17 protein-coding genes are annotated in these 17873 nt (G+C 57.6%); 9 read left to right on the top strand and 8 right to left on the bottom strand.

Annotation, left to right across the window (positions count from 1 at the left end; translation table 11 throughout):
- Nucleotides 1-76 precede the first annotated feature (76 nt).
- From rpsA to AC2FF8_RS14420, 6 genes are all read left to right on the top strand, one after another.
- Nucleotides 77-1753, top strand: a complete 1677-nt coding sequence (gene rpsA, locus AC2FF8_RS14445; RefSeq protein ID WP_170344924.1) for a 30S ribosomal protein S1 — start codon at nucleotides 77-79, stop codon at nucleotides 1751-1753.
- Between the two features lie 270 nt (nucleotides 1754-2023).
- Complete coding sequence (ihfB, locus tag AC2FF8_RS14440; protein WP_050603110.1) at nucleotides 2024-2308, top strand: integration host factor subunit beta; 285 nt, start codon at nucleotides 2024-2026, stop codon at nucleotides 2306-2308.
- Nucleotides 2309-2315: 7 nt separating this feature from the next.
- Nucleotides 2316-2666, top strand: coding sequence for a lipopolysaccharide assembly protein LapA domain-containing protein (locus tag AC2FF8_RS14435; RefSeq protein ID WP_170344925.1), 351 nt, complete (start codon nucleotides 2316-2318; stop codon nucleotides 2664-2666).
- An 11-nt stretch (nucleotides 2667-2677) separates the two neighbouring features.
- The gene (locus tag AC2FF8_RS14430) at nucleotides 2678-3319 is read left to right on the top strand and encodes a phosphoribosylanthranilate isomerase (RefSeq protein WP_257600184.1); all 642 of its coding nucleotides are present in this window, start codon (nucleotides 2678-2680) and stop codon (nucleotides 3317-3319) included.
- Nucleotides 3320-3554: 235 nt separating this feature from the next.
- Nucleotides 3555-4802, top strand: coding sequence for a tryptophan synthase subunit beta (gene trpB, locus AC2FF8_RS14425; RefSeq protein WP_170344927.1), 1248 nt, complete (start codon nucleotides 3555-3557; stop codon nucleotides 4800-4802).
- Between the two features lie 675 nt (nucleotides 4803-5477).
- Nucleotides 5478-7130, top strand: coding sequence for an Ig-like domain-containing protein (locus AC2FF8_RS14420; protein WP_496880010.1), 1653 nt, complete (start codon nucleotides 5478-5480; stop codon nucleotides 7128-7130).
- A gap of 52 nt (nucleotides 7131-7182) precedes the next feature.
- Here the strand turns inward: AC2FF8_RS14420 and AC2FF8_RS14415 are convergent, their stop codons facing one another.
- The 7 genes from AC2FF8_RS14415 to AC2FF8_RS14385 all read right to left on the bottom strand — a co-directional run bounded on the left by AC2FF8_RS14415 (nucleotide 7183) and on the right by AC2FF8_RS14385 (nucleotide 13211).
- On the bottom strand, nucleotides 7183-7557 hold the full coding sequence (locus tag AC2FF8_RS14415; protein WP_496880009.1) for a DUF2237 family protein: 375 nt from the start codon (nucleotides 7555-7557) through the stop codon (nucleotides 7183-7185).
- A gap of 9 nt (nucleotides 7558-7566) precedes the next feature.
- A complete protein-coding gene (locus tag AC2FF8_RS14410; RefSeq protein WP_496880008.1) occupies nucleotides 7567-8730 on the bottom strand; it encodes a serine hydrolase domain-containing protein in 1164 nt (387 codons plus the stop codon).
- Nucleotides 8731-8813: 83 nt separating this feature from the next.
- Entirely contained in the window at nucleotides 8814-9494 is a 681-nt protein-coding gene (gene pth, locus AC2FF8_RS14405; protein WP_496880007.1) for an aminoacyl-tRNA hydrolase, read from the bottom strand.
- Between the two features lie 141 nt (nucleotides 9495-9635).
- Nucleotides 9636-10289, bottom strand: a complete 654-nt coding sequence (locus AC2FF8_RS14400) for a 50S ribosomal protein L25/general stress protein Ctc (protein WP_170344932.1) — start codon at nucleotides 10287-10289, stop codon at nucleotides 9636-9638.
- Between the two features lie 249 nt (nucleotides 10290-10538).
- Entirely contained in the window at nucleotides 10539-11705 is a 1167-nt protein-coding gene (locus AC2FF8_RS14395; RefSeq protein WP_496880006.1) for an alpha-hydroxy acid oxidase, read from the bottom strand.
- A gap of 147 nt (nucleotides 11706-11852) precedes the next feature.
- Nucleotides 11853-12644, bottom strand: a complete 792-nt coding sequence (gene trpA / locus AC2FF8_RS14390; RefSeq protein WP_170344934.1) for a tryptophan synthase subunit alpha — start codon at nucleotides 12642-12644, stop codon at nucleotides 11853-11855.
- Nucleotides 12645-12722: 78 nt separating this feature from the next.
- Nucleotides 12723-13211 carry an acyloxyacyl hydrolase gene (locus AC2FF8_RS14385; RefSeq protein WP_496880005.1) on the bottom strand — a complete coding sequence of 163 codons (489 nt, stop codon included), beginning with the start codon at nucleotides 13209-13211 and terminating at the stop codon, nucleotides 12723-12725.
- A 202-nt stretch (nucleotides 13212-13413) separates the two neighbouring features.
- Between AC2FF8_RS14385 and ychF the strand changes: the two genes are divergently transcribed.
- Entirely contained in the window at nucleotides 13414-14511 is a 1098-nt protein-coding gene (gene ychF, locus AC2FF8_RS14380) for a redox-regulated ATPase YchF (RefSeq protein WP_170344936.1), read from the top strand.
- Between the two features lie 78 nt (nucleotides 14512-14589).
- Here the strand turns inward: ychF and AC2FF8_RS14375 are convergent, their stop codons facing one another.
- Nucleotides 14590-14982: a GFA family protein gene (locus AC2FF8_RS14375; protein WP_496880004.1), complete on the bottom strand. Its 393-nt coding sequence runs from the start codon at nucleotides 14980-14982 to the stop codon at nucleotides 14590-14592.
- Nucleotides 14983-15196: 214 nt separating this feature from the next.
- Here AC2FF8_RS14375 and AC2FF8_RS14370 point away from each other — a divergent pair, with 214 nt between their 5' ends.
- Both AC2FF8_RS14370 and AC2FF8_RS14365 read left to right on the top strand, forming a co-directional pair.
- Entirely contained in the window at nucleotides 15197-16078 is an 882-nt protein-coding gene (locus AC2FF8_RS14370) for a LysR family transcriptional regulator (RefSeq protein WP_170344938.1), read from the top strand.
- An 85-nt stretch (nucleotides 16079-16163) separates the two neighbouring features.
- A complete protein-coding gene (locus AC2FF8_RS14365) occupies nucleotides 16164-17867 on the top strand; it encodes an NAD(P)H-dependent oxidoreductase subunit E (protein ID WP_496880003.1) in 1704 nt (567 codons plus the stop codon).
- The last annotated feature ends 6 nt before the right edge of the window (nucleotides 17868-17873 follow it).

The following is a 17873-nucleotide window of genomic DNA, read 5'->3' as shown; positions in this document are numbered from 1 at the left end:
AAGACATCATGAAACAAGACCGGCGGAGACAACCGCTCGGCCAGCAAAAACGTATTGTAAAGGAAAACAACGCCACATGGCTAACGCATCCATGGAGGAATTCGAAGCCCTCCTGAATGAAAGCTTCGAAATGGACACGCCCGAAGAGGGTTCTGTTGTCAAAGGCAAGGTTCTGGCGATCGAAGCCGGCCAGGCCATCATCGACGTCGGCTACAAAATGGAAGGCCGCGTTGATCTGAAAGAATTCGCAAATCCCGGCGAAGCCCCTGAAATCGCTGTTGGCGACGAGGTCGAAGTATACCTGCGCGCCGCAGAAAACGCCCGTGGCGAAGCCGTCATCTCGCGCGAGATGGCCCGCCGTGAAGAGGCATGGGACCGTCTGGAAAAAGCATATGCCGACGACCAGCGCGTCGAAGGTGCAATCTTTGGTCGCGTCAAAGGTGGTTTCACCGTTGATCTGGGTGGCGCAGTTGCATTCCTGCCCGGCAGCCAGGTTGACGTGCGCCCCGTGCGCGACGCCGGCCCGCTGATGGGTCTGAAGCAGCCGTTCCAGATTCTGAAAATGGACCGTCGCCGTGGCAACATCGTTGTGTCGCGTCGCGCAATCCTGGAAGAATCGCGTGCCGAACAGCGTGCGGAAGTCATCGGCAACCTGTCCGAAGGTCAGACCGTCGAGGGTGTCGTCAAGAACATCACCGAATACGGCGCATTTGTTGACCTGGGCGGCGTTGACGGCCTGCTGCACGTCACCGACATGGCATGGCGCCGTGTGAACCACCCATCCGAGATCCTGTCGATCGGCGAAACCATCAAGGTTCAGGTCATCAAGATCAACAAAGAGACCCACCGCATCAGCCTGGGCATGAAGCAGTTGCAGGAAGATCCGTGGGATCTGGTTGCGGCCAAGTACCCGCTGGGCTCGGTCCATCAGGGTCGCGTCACCAACATCACCGACTACGGCGCGTTCGTCGAGCTGGAAGCCGGTGTCGAAGGTCTGGTGCACGTGTCCGAGATGTCCTGGACCAAGAAAAACGTCCACCCCGGCAAGATCGTTTCGACCAGCCAGGAAGTCGACGTCATGGTTCTGGAAATCGACGGCGCCAAGCGTCGTGTGTCTCTGGGCCTGAAGCAGACTCAGCGCAACCCATGGGAAGTGTTTGCAGAAACACACCCCGAGGGCACCGAGGTCGAAGGCGAAGTCAAGAACATCACCGAATTCGGTCTGTTCATCGGCCTCGAAGGCGACATCGACGGCATGGTTCACCTGTCCGACCTGTCCTGGGACGAGCGTGGCGAGGATGCCATCCAGAACTACCGCAAGGGCGACGTCGTTCAGGCGGTCGTCTCGGAAGTTGACGTTGAAAAAGAGCGTATCTCGCTGTCGATCAAAGCCCTGGGCGGTGACAAGTTCGCCGAAGCCGTGGGCGGCGTGAAGCGTGGCTCGGTCATCACCGTCGAAGTCACCGCGATCGAAGATGGCGGCATCGAGGTCGAATACGAAGGCATGAAGTCGTTCATCCGTCGTTCGGACCTGTCGCGTGACCGTGCCGAACAGCGCCCCGAGCGTTTCTCGGTCGGTGACAAGGTCGACGTCCGCGTCACCAACGTCGACAGCAAGACCCGTCGTCTGGGCCTGTCGATCAAGGCGCGCGAGATCGCCGAAGAGAAAGAGGCCGTGGAGCAGTACGGTTCCTCCGATTCGGGCGCATCGCTGGGCGATATCCTGGGTGCAGCGCTGAAATCCGGCGACTAAGCTCGGGTGCAATCCCGAACAAGAATTACGGCCTCGCGCACCCGCGCGGGGCCGTTTTTGTTGCGAATCAATATGTTCCGATTCATCGGCTTGTTCGTGGTATTGCTCGCGCATTAAGTGTGGAAATTGGCCTGACAGGTAAAATTTCGCGCGAGAATGTGGCAAAATAAAGCCTCAAAACTCAGAGTATCCGTTCCCCCCTTCCGGGTTTTTTCCTATACTGTCAAAACAGTAGACCTGTCACACCGGCTGCCTGGGAGGGTATCACGCATGATCCGTTCAGAATTGATTCAGAAAATCGCTGACGAAAACCCGCATCTCTATCAGCGTGATGTGGAGCGGATCGTGAACACCGTATTCGAAGAAGTCACGGACGCCATGGCGCGCGGTGACCGTGTCGAACTGCGGGGCTTTGGTGCCTTTTCCGTGAAAAAACGCGACGCACGCGTTGGGCGCAACCCGCGCACGGGCGAAACGGTGCAGGTCGAAGAAAAATGTGTACCGTTTTTCAAAACTGGGAAGTTGCTCAGGGATCGATTGAACGGTAAAGCCTGACACCATGATGCGTTACCTTCGATATGCTTTTCTGGCGGCCCTCGGGATCGTTCTGATTTCCGTGTCTCTTGCCAATGTTCAGTCTGTTGAACTGAAACTGATGCCGGATGCTCTGGCCGAGCTTCTGGGTTTTAACCTCAGCGCGTCACTGCCGCTGTTTCTGGTGGTTTTGGGCGGTGTGGCAGCAGGATTGGTTATTGGCTTCCTGTGGGAATGGCTGCGGGAACACAAGCACCGCCGCGATGCGACCGTGAAGAAGACCGAAGTGCGCAAGCTTGAGCGCGAAGTCAAGAAACTCAAGAAAAAGCAAAACGAAGGCAAGGACGACGTTCTTGCCCTTCTGGATGAGGCGAGCTGAGCCTGATCGCTATGCCTGATGTTCGGTTCAAAATCTGCGGCCTGACCGCACCTGATCACGTGCGCGCAGCGGCGGAAGCCGGGGCAGGCTATGTCGGGTTTGTTTTCTTCCCGAAATCGCCGCGCAATCTGGATGTTTCCCGTGCCGTAGAGCTGGCGCATCTGGTCCCAGTTGGCGTTGCCAAGGTGGCTTTGGTCGTGAATGCCACTGACGAAGAATTGGACGGGATCGTTTCGACTGTACCGCTTGATATGCTTCAACTGCATGGCAGGGAATCGCCCGAACGGGTTTCCGAAATTCGCGAGCGATTTGGTTTGCCGGTGATGAAAGCCATCGGTGTGGCCGAGGCCGAGGATCTGGCGGCCATAGATCTTTACTCGGAAGTGGCCGATCAACTGCTGATCGATGCAAAACCGCCCAGAGAATCCGAATTGCCGGGCGGCAATGGGTTGGCCTTTGATTGGCGGCTGCTGGCCGGGCGGAAATACTGGCGGCGCCCTTGGATGCTGGCCGGTGGCCTGACACCCCTGAATGTTGCCGAAGCTGTCCGGATGACAGGTGCCCGTCAGGTGGATGTCTCGTCCGGTGTTGAAAGTGCGCCGGGTGTGAAAGATGCGGACTTGATCCGCAACTTTGCAACCGCTCTTGGGTGATCTGATACACAACTTGCTGCGTATCTCTCGAAACGGAGGGATGGCGTATGCTGGCAACAGACCGCTTGGCCGATATGCACAGTTTTCACTACTACCCATGGAACGATATCGCCAGCTCTGAGCAGGCGATACAGGTCTGGCGTCAATCCACGCAGGCGGCAGAATGATGCGTTTTGCCCATGGCAAATCCCGCTGCCACCACCTATGAACAACAGATACGACGAGGGAGACACCCATGGCCAACGATCTTTTCAATTCCTTCATGTCCGGCCCTGACGAACAGGGACGTTTCGGCATCTTCGGCGGGCGTTTTGTCAGTGAAACACTGATGCCGCTGATCCTGTCGCTGGAAGAGGAATACAACAAGGCCAAGGATGATCCGACCTTCTGGGCAGAGATGGATGACTTGTGGGCAAACTATGTGGGCCGTCCGTCGCCCCTGTATCATGCCGAGCGCCTGACCGAGCATCTGGGCGGCGCCAAGATCTATCTGAAACGCGACGAGTTGAACCACACCGGCGCACACAAGATCAACAACGTGCTGGGCCAGATCATTCTGGCGCGGCGCATGGGCAAGACCCGGATCATTGCTGAAACCGGGGCAGGGCAACACGGCGTGGCCACCGCTACCGTGTGTGCCAAGTTTGGCTTGAAATGCATCGTCTACATGGGCGCACATGACGTACAGCGTCAGGCCCCGAACGTATTCCGCATGCGTCTTCTGGGGGCCGAGGTGATCCCTGTGACCTCGGGTCGTGGCACGCTCAAGGACGCGATGAACGATGCATTGCGCGATTGGGTGACAAATGTGCGTGACACGTTCTACTGCATCGGCACCGTGGCTGGCCCGCACCCCTATCCGGCAATGGTCCGCGATTTCCAGTCAATCATCGGCAAGGAAGCGAAAGAGCAGATGATGAAGGCCGAAGGCCGGTTGCCCGATACGATCATTGCGGCCATCGGCGGCGGTTCGAACGCGATGGGCCTGTTCTACCCGTTCCTCGACGACAAGGACGTCAATATCATAGGCGTCGAGGCGGGCGGAAAAGGTGTGAACGAGAAAATGGAACACTGCGCTTCCCTGACCGGCGGTCGGCCGGGCGTGCTGCATGGCAATCGGACCTATCTGTTGCAGGATGACGATGGCCAGATTCTCGAAGGTTATTCGATCTCGGCCGGGCTGGACTATCCGGGCATCGGGCCCGAGCATTCCTGGCTGCACGAAATTGGCCGTGCGAATTACGTCTCGATCACCGACAAGGAAGCGCTCGAGGCGTTCCAGCTGTGCTGCGCAACCGAGGGGATCATCCCGGCGCTCGAGCCAAGCCACGCATTGGCCCATGTGATGAAGATCGCACCGGAATTGCCCAAAGATCATCTGATCTGCATGAACATGTGTGGTCGCGGAGACAAGGACGTTCAGACCGTGGCCAAATATCTGAACTTCGACATGTCCGATACCGAAGGCCGTTCGGCAGATTGATTGGAAACCGGGGCGGCGTGTCCCGGTTGCTCTGTCTTGGGATTGATGGCTCAAGCAGCCTTGAAAACATTTTTTTCAAGGCGAAACGTCCTGAATGTCCAAAGCAGGACGTGCAGGGTAGTCAAACATGTGACATGTCCGCCGAAAGCAGGTTGCCCTGCAACAAAGATCGCCGCCAAGATGCATGTGAAGACAAGTCAGAAGCCGGAGGAATCGCCGCCTGCCGTGAAACCTGGATCATTCATTGTGCGCGCATTTTGTTTCCCGACGGCTGCCAGTTGCTATCTCTACCTGAGATTGTTGCGAATACTCCGGCAGAAGCCGAGAATTTGTCACCGGCACATTTTGAGCTTGTGACTTGCACAGTCACGGCTTGTCGTGGCCTTTCGCGATGAAGACACCCTGAAAACACCGGGGTCCGAAGTGTTTTACGGCATTTTTCACCTTTGCCTTGCGGTTTGTGCACGGCCATGTGGCCCGCACGCCAAAGTTGAGTCGTTTCCAATTCTATACAGCGTCTCCAAATTGAATTAACTATTGGGTAACTGGCGGTGTTGCGGCCGGTTCAGGGGCGTCTCTGCAATGGATGGGACAAGGGATGACGCGGTTCGGGGCGCAGTAAAACTGCCCGGACACCCTGGTGTTTAGCACCCTCGCGGTGTTGTAGGAGGTAAAATGGTTAGGTCCGTTATTTCGAGGCTGTTGTGCCTCTGTTTTCTGATTTCAGCACTCATGATCGGAAGTGCGAAACAGGGCGCGGCCCTTGGGGGCGGCTTCATCATAACCTCGATTCCGACACCGAACGGCGGAAGTATCTTTTTCAACAATATCCCGCCTTCAGGCACTGCCTTTGTGTCCCTGGGGGGATCGGGGCAGGTTCCCGGCGGCAGTTTCTATTTCAACAACAGCATTCTGAACCTGACTGCAATCACGCCTGCCGGCCTTGCTTCTCTGGGCTATATCGGCGCGACCATTCTCAGCCAGGATGGCGCGGATTCCACCTATGCGGCTGACGGGTATCTGGGAATTACATTCACCGCACGCGAATCCGTCGGCGGGCCGCTTTATCGCTATGAGATCGCGTTGTCCGGTGTAACAAACACCCAAATCGTCAACACGCGCGTTCTGGTGGATACCACGCAGCCGACCGCAGCGATCGGAGCCTTGACGCCGACCGGCAGCGGAACGTTTCAAGCAACCATTACGCTGAGCGAACCAAGCACCGATTTCACCGTGGGCGACCTGTCCGTCACCAATGCAACGGCCACTCTGACCGGGTCCGGCACCAGCTATGTCGCCACTTTGACGCCCCAGAACAACGGCACCATCGAGCTTTTCATTCCCGCAGGGGTGTTCTCGGACGCGGCTGGAAACCTGAACCTGGAATCAAACAGGGTCAGCACGCTTCAGGCCGTGACAAATGCTCAACGTCAGATTCAGGCGTTTCAGAACGCCCGGGCCAACAGCCTTGTGACGAACCAGCCGAAACTGACCCAGTTTCTGCAACGTTCCGGGTCGGGTGTTCTGGACACGTCTGTCACGCAGGGCTCAGGGTATCTGAATTTCGCCAGTGATCCGTCGCGTCCCGTCTGGTTCAGTGTGACCGGCAACTGGAGCTCGCAGGATGATTTTGATAGCTCCTATGCACTGGCTGTTGTCGGGGCGCATCGTCAGGTCAGTTCGAACCTGTTGATCGGAGCCATGCTTCAGTTCGACTATGCCGAAACGGAAAACGGCCCGGCCAGCGTGGATGGTACGGGCTGGCTGGTTGGTCCCTATGTGGTGGCAAAAATGCCCAATCATGCGGTGTTTTTCGAGGGGCGTGTTCTTTATGGACAAGCCGACAACAACATCTCACCGTTTGGCACCTACGAGGACAGTTTCGACAGTGATCGCTGGCTGGTCCAGTCGCGCGTGACCGGTGAGATAAAGCGTGGTGCCCTGACATTGATGCCATTGCTGGATGTAAGCTATGCCAGTGACGACCAGAATGCTTATACTGACAGCCTGGGCAATCTGATCCCACAGCAGGATTTCAGTTTGACGACGGCACGGCTGGGTATGGATTTCAGCCACACGCTGCAAGTGTCACGCGGAGAGATGATGCTGACGGGCGGGCTTTCAGGGATTTGGAGCACGACTTCCGGTACCGGCACCGCTCCGGGCGTGACACCGATTGGCGACACCGCCCGCGCCCGCGCGGATCTGGGCCTGGACTATCGGCTGGAAAACAACAGCTTGCTTGCAGCAAACGTGTTCTACGATGGCATCGGTGAAAGCGGTTTCGAAAACTACAGCATCAGCCTGATCTGGCAAATGGCATTCTGACCTTGGGGCGAGACTGGATCGCGGATCAGGTCTCGCCCGGGCGCAATGGCTGTCAGGCATTCGCCTTGTTCTGAAGCAAGATCTCAAGCGGCACAATCTCAAGCGCGCGTTGGTGTGTTGCTTCCAGGTGAACCTTTGGGGCACATCCTTCGTCATGGGCCTGTAGGAACCGGCTGGCACACAGACACCAGCTGTCACCGGGCTTGAGGCCCGGGAAATCGAAATCGGGCCGAGCCGTGCTCAGATCATTGCCGACGTATTTCGAGAATGCCAGAAACTCGGCCGTCATCACGGCACAAACGGTATGGCTGCCCTGATCCTCGGGGCAGGTATTGCATGCACCATCCCGAAAGAACCCGGTCAGAGGGTCGCGTGAGCAGGGCGCCAGAACACCGCCAAGTACATTGATACTGTCTTGCTTTTGCATGAAGGCACCTTACAGGCTTTCTGCGATCTTGCGGAACATTTCGATATTCTGGTCATTTACGCCAGTGTCGCGGAATTTCCGATCAGCGCCGGTAGACACAATCAGAACGCCGCGAGGTTGATTGAAATAGATGTATTGCCCATACACGCCCCGGGCCAGAAACTCTCCCTCGTGCGCGCCGCGTGGAATCCACCACTGATACCCATACCCAATCTTCCCCTGAGCGGTCGGGGCGCTGGGTTGAGTTGCCTCGAATATCCAGTCGGCGGGCACCACTTGCCGACCGTTCAGTACCCCATCTTGCAGGATCATTTGTCCAAACCGCGCAAAGTCACGTGTCGTGAAGTTCAAACCACCCAGAACGAAGGCGACACCAGCGCCGTCGGTGACATAGTATCCGTCGCGCTCAAGGCCCAGGGGCTGAAGGATTTTTTCCGTCAAAAGATCCGCAACACTGCGACCGGTCGCCCCGCGTATCACCATGCCCAAAACATGAGTGTCTATGGAAACGTATTGCCAGGTTTCACCGGGCGGTGCGAAACTGTCCTGCAATGAGGCTGCGAAATCGTCCAGTTCACCGCCCAGGGCAATCACACGGCCCATCCTGTTGATGTCAGACTTCGGGTCCAGATAATCCTCGTCGAACGTGACGCCGCTGGCCATGTTCAGAACGTTCCGAATTGTCGCCGCGTCATATGCGCTGTCTGCAAGTTTGGGGGCGTATTTGACGACGGGATCATCCAACGACTCGATTGCGCCCTCTTGCAGGAGAATGCCGAAAAGCGCCGACAGATAGCTTTTTGCCACTGACCAGGAAATCCGGCGGTCATCGGGGCCGGTGCCCAGATAGTATTCCTCGAACCGGATCTTGCCGTTGTGCATGATGAGCAAAGAAGTGACAGAGCGTTCATTGATCCAAGTGTCGGTGCCTTCAGGAAGATCGAAACCTTCGCCGTAGGGCAGTTCCCATGTTGGGGCGTTTCCGCGTGGCAGATCCACGGTCAGAAATGCTTCATCCATGTGGGAAAAGTTGTGAACGATCCTGTCCTCGGCAAACAGAGAGTTCACCGCCATCAGGCGCTGTAACTCTTCGCGTTTCCAAAGCCCAACGGCAGCGGCGGCCAGAGCCAACGCCAGCACAATGCGCAGAACCCACTTCAATACGGACCGCATCGCATAGCCTCCCTTGTTTGCGGGTATTGGAACGTGGACGTCCCGCTTTCGCAACGCCGACGTAACGGAAAGAGGGCGACGCGCTATTTGAACCTGTCCAACAGCTTTTGCATGGCGGACCGTTCGTCGGCCGGTGGTTCAGGAGGTGCCTTAGGCGCGGTTTCGGCTTTCGGGGCAGCCGTCTTGGACGACCGGGGCGGCGCAGTGCGCAAGGCCACCGCGTTCATGAATTTTCCACCATCGTCCCGCGCCAGATGGGGCGCTCCGTCTGAAACACCCCGAAGGACGTCATCCAGCCAGTCCGCCTCGGATTTCGCAAAGTCGCTCAGGACATAAGCCGAGACCATCTCCTTGCGCCCCGGATGTCCGATCCCAAGCCGGACACGATCATAGGCGGCACCAATATGGTCGTGAATCGAACGCAGGCCATTATGCCCCGCATGTCCACCGCCCGCCTTTACCCGCACTTTGCCCGGGGCGAGGTCCAACTCGTCGTGGAACACGACAACATCAGTGGACTCGAGCTTGTAGAACCGCATCGCTTCACCCACGGATTGACCGGACCGGTTCATGAAGGTCTGCGGTTTCAGCAACAGGATTTTTTCAGAGCCCAACCGCCCTTCCGAGATTTCGCCCTGAAACTTGGATTTCCATGGGCCAAACCCATGGTTTTCCGCAATCCGGTCCACGGCCATAAACCCGATGTTGTGCCGGTTCCGGGCGTATTTCTGTCCCGGGTTTCCCAATCCGACAAAGAGTTTCATGACCATGCTCCGCCTCTGTAGCCTCGAGGCTATGTGATGCCCGGAATTGCCATGGAAATCCAGCCAGCGCTGCGTGTGTTGACCATAAAAAAACGGGGCTCGTCAGAACCCCGTTTCAAAATCCAGACGTTTGATCCGGGTTTATTCTTCTTCTTTGCCGACGACTTCGACTTCATCGGCTGCAACTTCCGCTTCTTCACCTTCTTCGTCGTCGCTCGTGGACAGACCGGTCGGTGCCGAGACGTTTGCGATTACGAAGTCGCGGTCGATGGTCGGCTTGGTGCCTTCGGGCAGGTCAACCGACGAAATGGTGACGACGTCGTTGATGTTCATTCCGGCCACATCAACGGTGATCTTCTCAGGAATGTCACCTGCGGTGCACAACAGCTCGACTTCCGGGCGGACAACGGTCAGCACGCCGCCCTTCTTGATGCCGGGGGCTTCATCTTCGTTGATGAATTCAACCGGAATATACAGTGCGATCTTGGTGGTCCGGCGCAGGCGCATCAGGTCCAGGTGGGTCGGCAGGTCTTTGACGACATCGCGCTGAACGTCGCGGCAGATGACGCGAACGTCTTCATGGCCTTCGACCTTCAGGTTCCACAGGGTCGACTTGAAGCGACCGGCCTTCAGGCGCTTGAACAGTTCGTTGAACGGAATCTGAATCGGCAGCGGATCTTTGTCGCCGCCAAACACAACGCCCGGAACCATGCCTTCGCGGCGTGTTTTGCGAGCGGCGCCCTTGCCTGTCCCCGTCCGTTCCAGAGCTACGAGATCAGGAATCTCTCCAGCCATGATAATTCTCCAATGTTAGGGCGGGTATCCTCCAAGGCTGTATACCCGCGTGAAGCCGCGTCCTTATCTCGATTCATCCGGTTTGGAAAGGGGTAATTCATGGCTTGTCGTTTTGTGGGGCTCAGCCGCGCGTTCCGAAGTGTTCTTTGCCAGATCAGTGAAGGGTCCGCTGCTTCATCTGGCCACAAATATCCCGGGGGAGGCGCCCGGAACGGGCGGCGGGGGCAGAGCCCCAAAACTCCCGCGGAATCAACCTTGCCAACGACCGCCGAAATCTTCAGGTACCAGAAGATTGTGCGCCCCCAGCGCGCCGACGGTTTTTTCACCGCACAGCGCCATTGTTGTGTCGAGTTCCTTCTGGATCACTTCCAGCGCGGTGGTGACGCCTTTCTGGCCCATGGCGCCCAGCCCATAAACAAATGCGCGGCCGATATACGTCCCCCTGGCCCCCAGCGCCAACGCTTTGAGCACGTCCTGACCCGAGCGGATACCACTGTCCAGATGCACTTCGACATCATCGCCAACAGCGTCCATGATCTCGGGCAATACCCTGATCGAGCTGAGCGTGCCGTCCAGCTGACGTCCGCCATGGTTCGACACGACAATGGCATCGGCCCCAAGCTTGGCCGCCATTTTGGCATCTTCCGCGTCGAGTATCCCCTTCAGGATCACCTTTCCGCCCCACTGTTCCATCAGTTTTTCGACTTTGCTCCAGTCGAGGGTGGGATCGAACTGTTCAGCGGTCCAGGCCCCCAGTGAAGACGCGTCCGAGATACCTTGCACATGTCCCACGATGTTGCCGAACTCGCGCCGCTTGGCCCCCAGCATTTCAATGCCCCAGGCCCATTTGGTCATCAGGTTCGCGATGGTCTTTGCGGTCAGCTTGGGTGGTGCGGACAGGCCGTTCTTCAGGTCTTTGTGCCGTTGGCCCAGAATCTGCAGATCCAGAGTGATCACCAGCGCCGAACACTTGGCGTCTTTGGCCCGCTGGATCAGACGGCTGACATAGTCAGCGTCTTTCATCGTATAGAGCTGGAACCAGAATGGTTTTTCGGTGTGCTCGGCCACGTCTTCGATCGAGTTGATCGACATGGTTGAAAGGGTGAAGGGTACTCCAAACTCTTCGGCAGCTTTTGCAGCCTTCATCTCTCCGTCCGCATGCTGCATCCCCGTCAAACCAACCGGGGCCAGCGCAACCGGCATCGAGACCTGCTGCCCAATCATTTCCGAGGCAGTCGAACGTCCGGACATGTCAACGGCAACGCGCTGGCGCAGGCGGATCTTTTCAAAGTCGGAACTGTTTTCGCGGAATGTCTGTTCCGTCCAGCTGCCGCTTTCAGCGTAATCGTAGAACATCCGCGGCACGCGACGCTCGTAAATGCGCCTGAGGTCTTCAATATTGGTTATCACAGGCATGACTCAGACCTCCGAACTTACTGGTTCGTTTCCCTTACCAATGCATGTCAAAGGCTGCAATGATCTGGCCTTGTGTCGGGCGGTCAAAAAAGCCTGCCGCAGAGCACTCTGCGGCAGGCTTTCGAGCGTGTTGTTTTAACCGCCGGATCAGGCGCTGTGGGCGCCATCCGACAGGGACTTTACAAAACCCAGCACTTCGTCGACCGGTTTGCCTGCACCGATCTGGCTGACGATTGCCGATCCGACTACGGCACCATCTGCCACAGACGCGATATTGCGGGATTTCTCGGGCGTGTTGATGCCAAAGCCCACGATCACCGGCAGTTCGGTCGCGGCCTTGATGCGGGCAACCTCGGGGGCCACATCCGTTGCCTGCGCCTCGGCCGCACCGGTGATGCCGGTGATCGAGACGTAGTACACGAAGCCCGAGGTGTTTTGCAGAACGCGCGGCAGGCGCTGGTCATCCGTGGTAGGTGTTGCAAGACGAATGAAGTTCAGCCCGGCCGCCTGAGCAGGCAGGCAAAGCTCTTCGTCTTCCTCGGGCGGCAGATCGACGATGATCAGCCCGTCAATACCGGCATCTTTGGCATCGGCCAGAAAGGCCTCAACACCCCGGCTGTAAATCGGGTTGTAGTACCCCATCAGGACAATTGGCGTTGTGTCGTCTGTTTCCCTGAACGCGCGGGCCAGATCCAATGTGCGCTGCAACGTCATCCCGCCATCCAGCGCGCGTTGGCCCGCCGCCTGAATGGTGGGGCCATCCGCCATCGGATCAGTGAAGGGCAAACCCAGTTCGATAATGTCCACACCGGCACCGGGCAGGCCTTTGACCACGTCGAGCGAGGTGTCATAGTCTGGGTCCCCTGCCATCACATAGGCAACAAAAGCCTTCTTTCCTTCGGCTTTCAGGGCGGCAAACTTAGCGTCGATACGGGTCATCGGATGTCCTTGCACTCGGGTTTGGACCCGTGTGCAGAAACTTTGACCGAAAATCAATCCCGCCAACGCAGGAATAGGTCAGAAGCCCAGATGATACCGCAGCAGAACCGCGTTTACACCGGGGTTCTCATCATTGGTGCTGGCGTTGGATTTATGCGTGATCGCAACCGACATTCTGTTGCCGTTGTTCAGGCTGTATCCAAGGCCCAGAAGGCTGCGGATCTGAAAGTCTCCGCCCAGGTCGTTCTTGTCATCGCTGGCGTGATAATAGCCTGGCATGACGCTGCCTTCGACAAACCACCGCTCGTTCAGCGAATACAGGCCGACCAGGCCTGCGCCGACATGCGTATTCCCGCTTTCATCAACCGACAATGCGGCCCCCCAACCCGCGCTGAACCGGGCTGCCTGGTGAAACGGGCTGTGCTGATATTCAAGTGAAATCAGGCCCTGATCCTCGGATGTGTCTTCGGAATAATCAGCATATCCAGCACCAAAAACAACCGTTTGAGCCTGGGCCGCAGCAAATGTGGAGACCGTCAATACGGCCCCAAGAAGGAGCTTTTCCATTATTGTCTTTCTGCCATTTTATTTGGTCGCGCTATGTTAATTGTTTATCCTACCCTTCGTTTTTGAGCACCGACAAGAACACGATTTGAGAACAATTTCGTGATGTGGCCGAAGGGACTCGAACAAAGTAGTCCGGCAATCACTTGCGCATTGATGCGGACCTGCATAGAAGCTGCGTTCGTATTCTATGCAGGAGGCCGTTATGGGCTTTAAGATGGGAATCGTGGGTCTGCCGAACGTGGGCAAGTCGACCCTGTTCAATGCGTTGACCAAAACCGCTGCCGCGCAAGCCGCGAACTTCCCGTTCTGCACGATCGAGCCCAATGTAGGCGATGTGGCCGTGCCGGATGAGCGGCTCGACAAGTTGGCCGCAATCGCATCGTCAAAACAGATCATCCCGACGCGCATGACATTCGTGGATATCGCCGGTCTGGTGAAAGGGGCCTCGAAAGGCGAGGGGCTGGGGAACCAGTTTCTGGCAAATATTCGCGAGGTCGATGCCATCGCCCATGTGTTGCGCTGTTTCGAAGATGGCGACGTGACCCATGTAGAAGGCCGCATCGATCCAGTGGCCGACGCCGAGACCATCGAGACCGAGCTGATGCTGGCCGATCTGGAAAGCATCGAAAAGCGCCGTGCCAACCTGGTGCGCAAGCTGAAAGGCAACGACAAAGAGGCACAACAGCAGGACCGCCTGCTTGCCGAAGCGCAAAAGATGCTGGAGAGCGGCAAACCTGCGCGTCTGGTCGAGGTTTCGGACGAGGACACCAAGGCCTGGAAGATGTTGCAGCTGCTGACCACCAAGCCGGTTCTTTATGTCTGCAACGTGTCCGAGGAAGAAGCCGCTGAAGGCAACGAATATTCGGCGAAGGTCGCCGAGATGGCTGCCGCCCAAGGCAACTCTCATGTCATCATCAGCGCCAAGATCGAAGAAGAGATCAGCCTGCTTGAAGCGGACGAGGCGCAGATGTTCCTTGAGGAAATGGGTCTGGAAGAGCCTGGCCTCGACCGTCTGATCCGTGCCGGTTACGACCTGCTCAAGCTGGAAACCTATTTCACGGTCGGTCCGAAAGAAGCCCGCGCCTGGACCATCCGCACCGGCACTGCCGCACCGCAGGCGGCTGGTGTCATTCATGGTGATTTCGAAAAGGGTTTCATCCGCGCCGAGACCATCGCCTATGACGACTTCATCGCCTGCAACGGCGAGCAAGGGGCGAAAGAGGCAGGAAAAATGCGGGCCGAAGGAAAAAGCTACATCGTCAAGGATGGCGATGTGATGCATTTCCTGTTCAATACCTGAGATTGCGTCACAACCCGCAATCGCATTGGTGTATCGAGGCCCGCCAACTCAAATCAGGAATTGAACTGTCCTGTGCTTTTACGTCTGTCCGACGACTGAGGTTGCATCCCAGGATTGCGCAGAGTCCTGATAGATTGATTTTTCTGGATTGTATTTTCGCGGATCATCCAACGACGATGCGTGAACATAGATACGATCATTCATAAGACTGCTGCGCCTTGTAAGCTGCGCTCCACAGTTCGGGCAGAAGCCGCTGAACGTTGGTTTGCCCGACCCGCCCAGCATTTCGTACGTTTTGCAAGCATTGCTTACTTCAAAAGAGCCAAGGACCAGTGGCATCATCTCTGAATGCCCCGAACCTGTGAGTTGCTGGCAGTCGCGACAGTGACAACGAAACATTGGCACATTCAGTCGGGTGCCTGCATAGCGAACCAGACCACATTTGCACCCACCTGTTATTCGTTCCGTCATCCTGAACCTCCGCCTCTGGAAGCTAAGACAATTTCCGGGTTTTGTCAGCTTTGTTTCGCTTGGTTGAGGCCATCATGCGTTTAACTGTTCCTGCATGGCAAATGATTTGAGTTCGGGAATCACAAGTCGCAGCCGGTGCAAAATTTGTGCTCTTTTCTCCTCCGTCGAATATCCGATACTCTGACGAACGACCTGCCAACAGGAACGCCCTGAGATGATCGAAATTCGCGACCTGCAATTGCTCAGTGCCTTGGCACGGCATCGGCATTTTGCCAAGGCGGCAGAGGAATGCGGGATTTCGCAGCCCGCCTTTTCCATGCGCATACGCAACCTCGAGGATCGGCTGGGCGTGTCCATCGTCCGCCGCGCCAACCGGTTTCAGGGCCTGACAGAAGAGGGCGAGATGATCGTCCAGCGGGCGCGGCGCATCCTCGACGACACCAAGGCACTCGAGCAGCAGGTGCTGGCCACCAGGGGCGAGATCACCGGTACGCTGATCCTTGGCGTGATTCCGACGGCCATCGCCTTTACCGGGCGCCTCACCAAACGCTTTCGGCAAGCGCATCCGCGCATCGTTACGCGCATCGAAACCATGTCTGCCACCGCCATTCAACACCGGCTGGATGAAGGTAGCCTGGATGCCGGGATAACATATGGCGACAGCATCGGGACCGACCTGCGACAGGTGCAACCTTTGTACGAGGAAACCTATGTCTTGCTGGTCCCGTCGCACATGACGGACGAAACCGGTCCGATACCTTGGGCGCGCGTGGCCGAATTCCCGCTAAGTCTGCTCGAGCCCCAGATGCAGAACCGGCGTATTCTGGATCATGTATTCGAAGATCAGGGTTTGTACCCGGACGTGGTTGCCGAAACCAGCGGATTTACCGCTTCGATGGTGATGGCACGCGAGGGGCTGGCCGCCACGGTTGTGCCCCGTGTCCTTGTGCGGGCATTGGGCGAGTTGAAAGGGACAAAGGTGCTGCCGCTGATCGAGCCCATTGTCAGCAAACCGATTTGTCTGGCGACACGAAGCCGCGATCCAGAACTGCCAACGGTGCAGGCGCTGCGCGCTGTGGTGACGTCTTTACGGTGATAAGATGTCGTTATCGTGTGATTGCAAAAAGCGATTTGACGATATGCTAGCCTGATGAGACACGGGGCCTGAATCGGAGGGCATCATGGCACCATTAGACACCAAGCCATCAGGCGCACCCAAGGGCGTCTGGAAGTCAGGTAAAGGCAAGGGGCGGCATACGCCCAAAGGTCGTCAGTTCACGGATGAGGCGCAGGCTGAAATTGCACGCTTGCTGGGCGACCGCCCACGCCGCCGCGACCTGCTGATCGAGTATTTGCACCTGATTCAGGACACGCACGGTCATATCAGCGCCGACCATATCGCAGCGCTGGCCGTCGAGATGCGGATCGGGCAGGCCGAGATCTACGAGACCGCGACTTTCTATGCCCATTTCGACGTGGTGAAAGAAGGTGAAACACCGCCGCCCGCGCTGACCATTCGAGTCTGTGATTCCCTGTCCTGCGAAATGGCCGGCGCGCAACAGCTGAAAAAAGCGCTGGAGGATGGGCTGGACCCGTCCGAAGTGCGCGTTCTGCGCGCGCCCTGCATGGGGCGCTGCGACACCGCGCCGGTGCTGGAAATCGGTCACAACCATATCGACCACGCGACCCTCGAAAAGGTGCAGGCCGCGATTGCTGCGGATGACACCCATGCCCATTTGCCTGATTACGAGACCTTCTCGGCCTATGTCGAGAATGGCGGTTACGCCAAGCTGAATGAATTGCGCGAGGGCGGCGATTGGGAAGAGGTTCAGGAACAGGTTCTGGCCTCGGGCCTGCGCGGTTTGGGTGGCGCAGGTTTCCCGTCGGGCAAGAAATGGGGCTTTGTCCGCATGAATGACGGCCCGCGTTACCTGGCCGTGAACGGGGACGAGGGCGAACCCGGCACGTTCAAGGACCGCTATTACCTGGAACGCACCCCGCATGTCTTCCTTGAAGGCATGTTGATCGCCGCCTGGGCGGTCGAGGCCGAGACCTGCTTTATCTACATGCGTGACGAATACCCTGCGGTTCTGGAAATTCTGCGCCGCGAGATCGCCGCGCTGGAAGATGCCGGAATTGTTGAGCCTGGCTATATCGACCTGCACCGTGGTGCAGGCGCCTATATCTGCGGTGAAGAATCCGCGATGATCGAGTCGATCGAGGGCAAGAAGGGCCTGCCGCGTCACCGCCCGCCTTTCGTGGCACAGGTCGGTGTATTCGGCCGGCCGACGCTGGTGCACAATGTCGAGACGCTCTACTGGGTATCCAAGATCTGCCGGGAAGGCCCGGAGATCCTCAATTCGGTTGAAAAGAATGGCCGCAAGGGGCTGCGCAGCTATTCGGTCTCGGGCCGGGTGGCGAAGCCCGGCGTCTACCTGCTGCCGGCAGGGTCGACCATTCTTGACGTGATTGATGCAGCCGGAGGCATGGCCGAAGGTCATGTGTTCAAGGCGTATCAACCGGGCGGGCCGTCGTCAGGTCTTCTCCCCTCCAGCATCGACGACGTCCCGCTCGATTTTGACACTCTACAGCCGCTGGGCACGTTTATCGGGTCTGCTGCGGTTGTGGTTCTGTCCGATCAGGACACCGCCCGCGATGCGGCGCTGAACATGCTGCGGTTCTTCGAGGACGAAAGCTGTGGCCAATGCACCCCCTGCCGGGCGGGCTGCGAAAAGGCGGTGAAGCTGATGCAGGCCGACACGTGGGACACAGACCTGCTGGAAGATCTGTGCCAGGTGATGGGCGATGCCTCGATCTGCGGGCTGGGGCAGGCGGCCCCGAACCCGATCCGCCTGGTCATGAAACATTTCGCCAATGAGATCTGAGGGAGA

Source organism: Ruegeria sp. YTSA144 (assembly GCF_059610125.1).
The sequence above is the reverse complement of the archived record's forward strand: the minus strand, read 5'-3'. Positions and strand labels throughout refer to the sequence as shown.

What these genes read in the sequence shown, in the direction of transcription:
- pth (WP_496880007.1), bottom strand. Translation starts at nt 9,494, where the DNA reads ATGAAACTCTTTGTCGGATTGGGAAACCCGGGACAGAAATACGCCCGG.
- AC2FF8_RS14430 (WP_257600184.1), top strand. Translation starts at nt 2,678, where the DNA reads ATGCCTGATGTTCGGTTCAAAATCTGCGGCCTGACCGCACCTGATCAC.
- ihfB (WP_050603110.1), top strand. Translation starts at nt 2,024, where the DNA reads ATGATCCGTTCAGAATTGATTCAGAAAATCGCTGACGAAAACCCGCAT.
- AC2FF8_RS14385 (WP_496880005.1), bottom strand. Translation starts at nt 13,211, where the DNA reads ATGGAAAAGCTCCTTCTTGGGGCCGTATTGACGGTCTCCACATTTGCT.
- AC2FF8_RS14415 (WP_496880009.1), bottom strand. Translation starts at nt 7,557, where the DNA reads ATGCAAAAGCAAGACAGTATCAATGTACTTGGCGGTGTTCTGGCGCCC.
- AC2FF8_RS14365 (WP_496880003.1), top strand. Translation starts at nt 16,164, where the DNA reads ATGGCACCATTAGACACCAAGCCATCAGGCGCACCCAAGGGCGTCTGG.
- trpA (WP_170344934.1), bottom strand. Translation starts at nt 12,644, where the DNA reads ATGACCCGTATCGACGCTAAGTTTGCCGCCCTGAAAGCCGAAGGAAAG.
- AC2FF8_RS14375 (WP_496880004.1), bottom strand. Translation starts at nt 14,982, where the DNA reads ATGACGGAACGAATAACAGGTGGGTGCAAATGTGGTCTGGTTCGCTAT.
- ychF (WP_170344936.1), top strand. Translation starts at nt 13,414, where the DNA reads ATGGGCTTTAAGATGGGAATCGTGGGTCTGCCGAACGTGGGCAAGTCG.
- trpB (WP_170344927.1), top strand. Translation starts at nt 3,555, where the DNA reads ATGGCCAACGATCTTTTCAATTCCTTCATGTCCGGCCCTGACGAACAG.
- AC2FF8_RS14400 (WP_170344932.1), bottom strand. Translation starts at nt 10,289, where the DNA reads ATGGCTGGAGAGATTCCTGATCTCGTAGCTCTGGAACGGACGGGGACA.
- AC2FF8_RS14410 (WP_496880008.1), bottom strand. Translation starts at nt 8,730, where the DNA reads ATGCGGTCCGTATTGAAGTGGGTTCTGCGCATTGTGCTGGCGTTGGCT.
- AC2FF8_RS14435 (WP_170344925.1), top strand. Translation starts at nt 2,316, where the DNA reads ATGCGTTACCTTCGATATGCTTTTCTGGCGGCCCTCGGGATCGTTCTG.
- AC2FF8_RS14420 (WP_496880010.1), top strand. Translation starts at nt 5,478, where the DNA reads ATGGTTAGGTCCGTTATTTCGAGGCTGTTGTGCCTCTGTTTTCTGATT.
- AC2FF8_RS14395 (WP_496880006.1), bottom strand. Translation starts at nt 11,705, where the DNA reads ATGCCTGTGATAACCAATATTGAAGACCTCAGGCGCATTTACGAGCGT.
- rpsA (WP_170344924.1), top strand. Translation starts at nt 77, where the DNA reads ATGGCTAACGCATCCATGGAGGAATTCGAAGCCCTCCTGAATGAAAGC.
- AC2FF8_RS14370 (WP_170344938.1), top strand. Translation starts at nt 15,197, where the DNA reads ATGATCGAAATTCGCGACCTGCAATTGCTCAGTGCCTTGGCACGGCAT.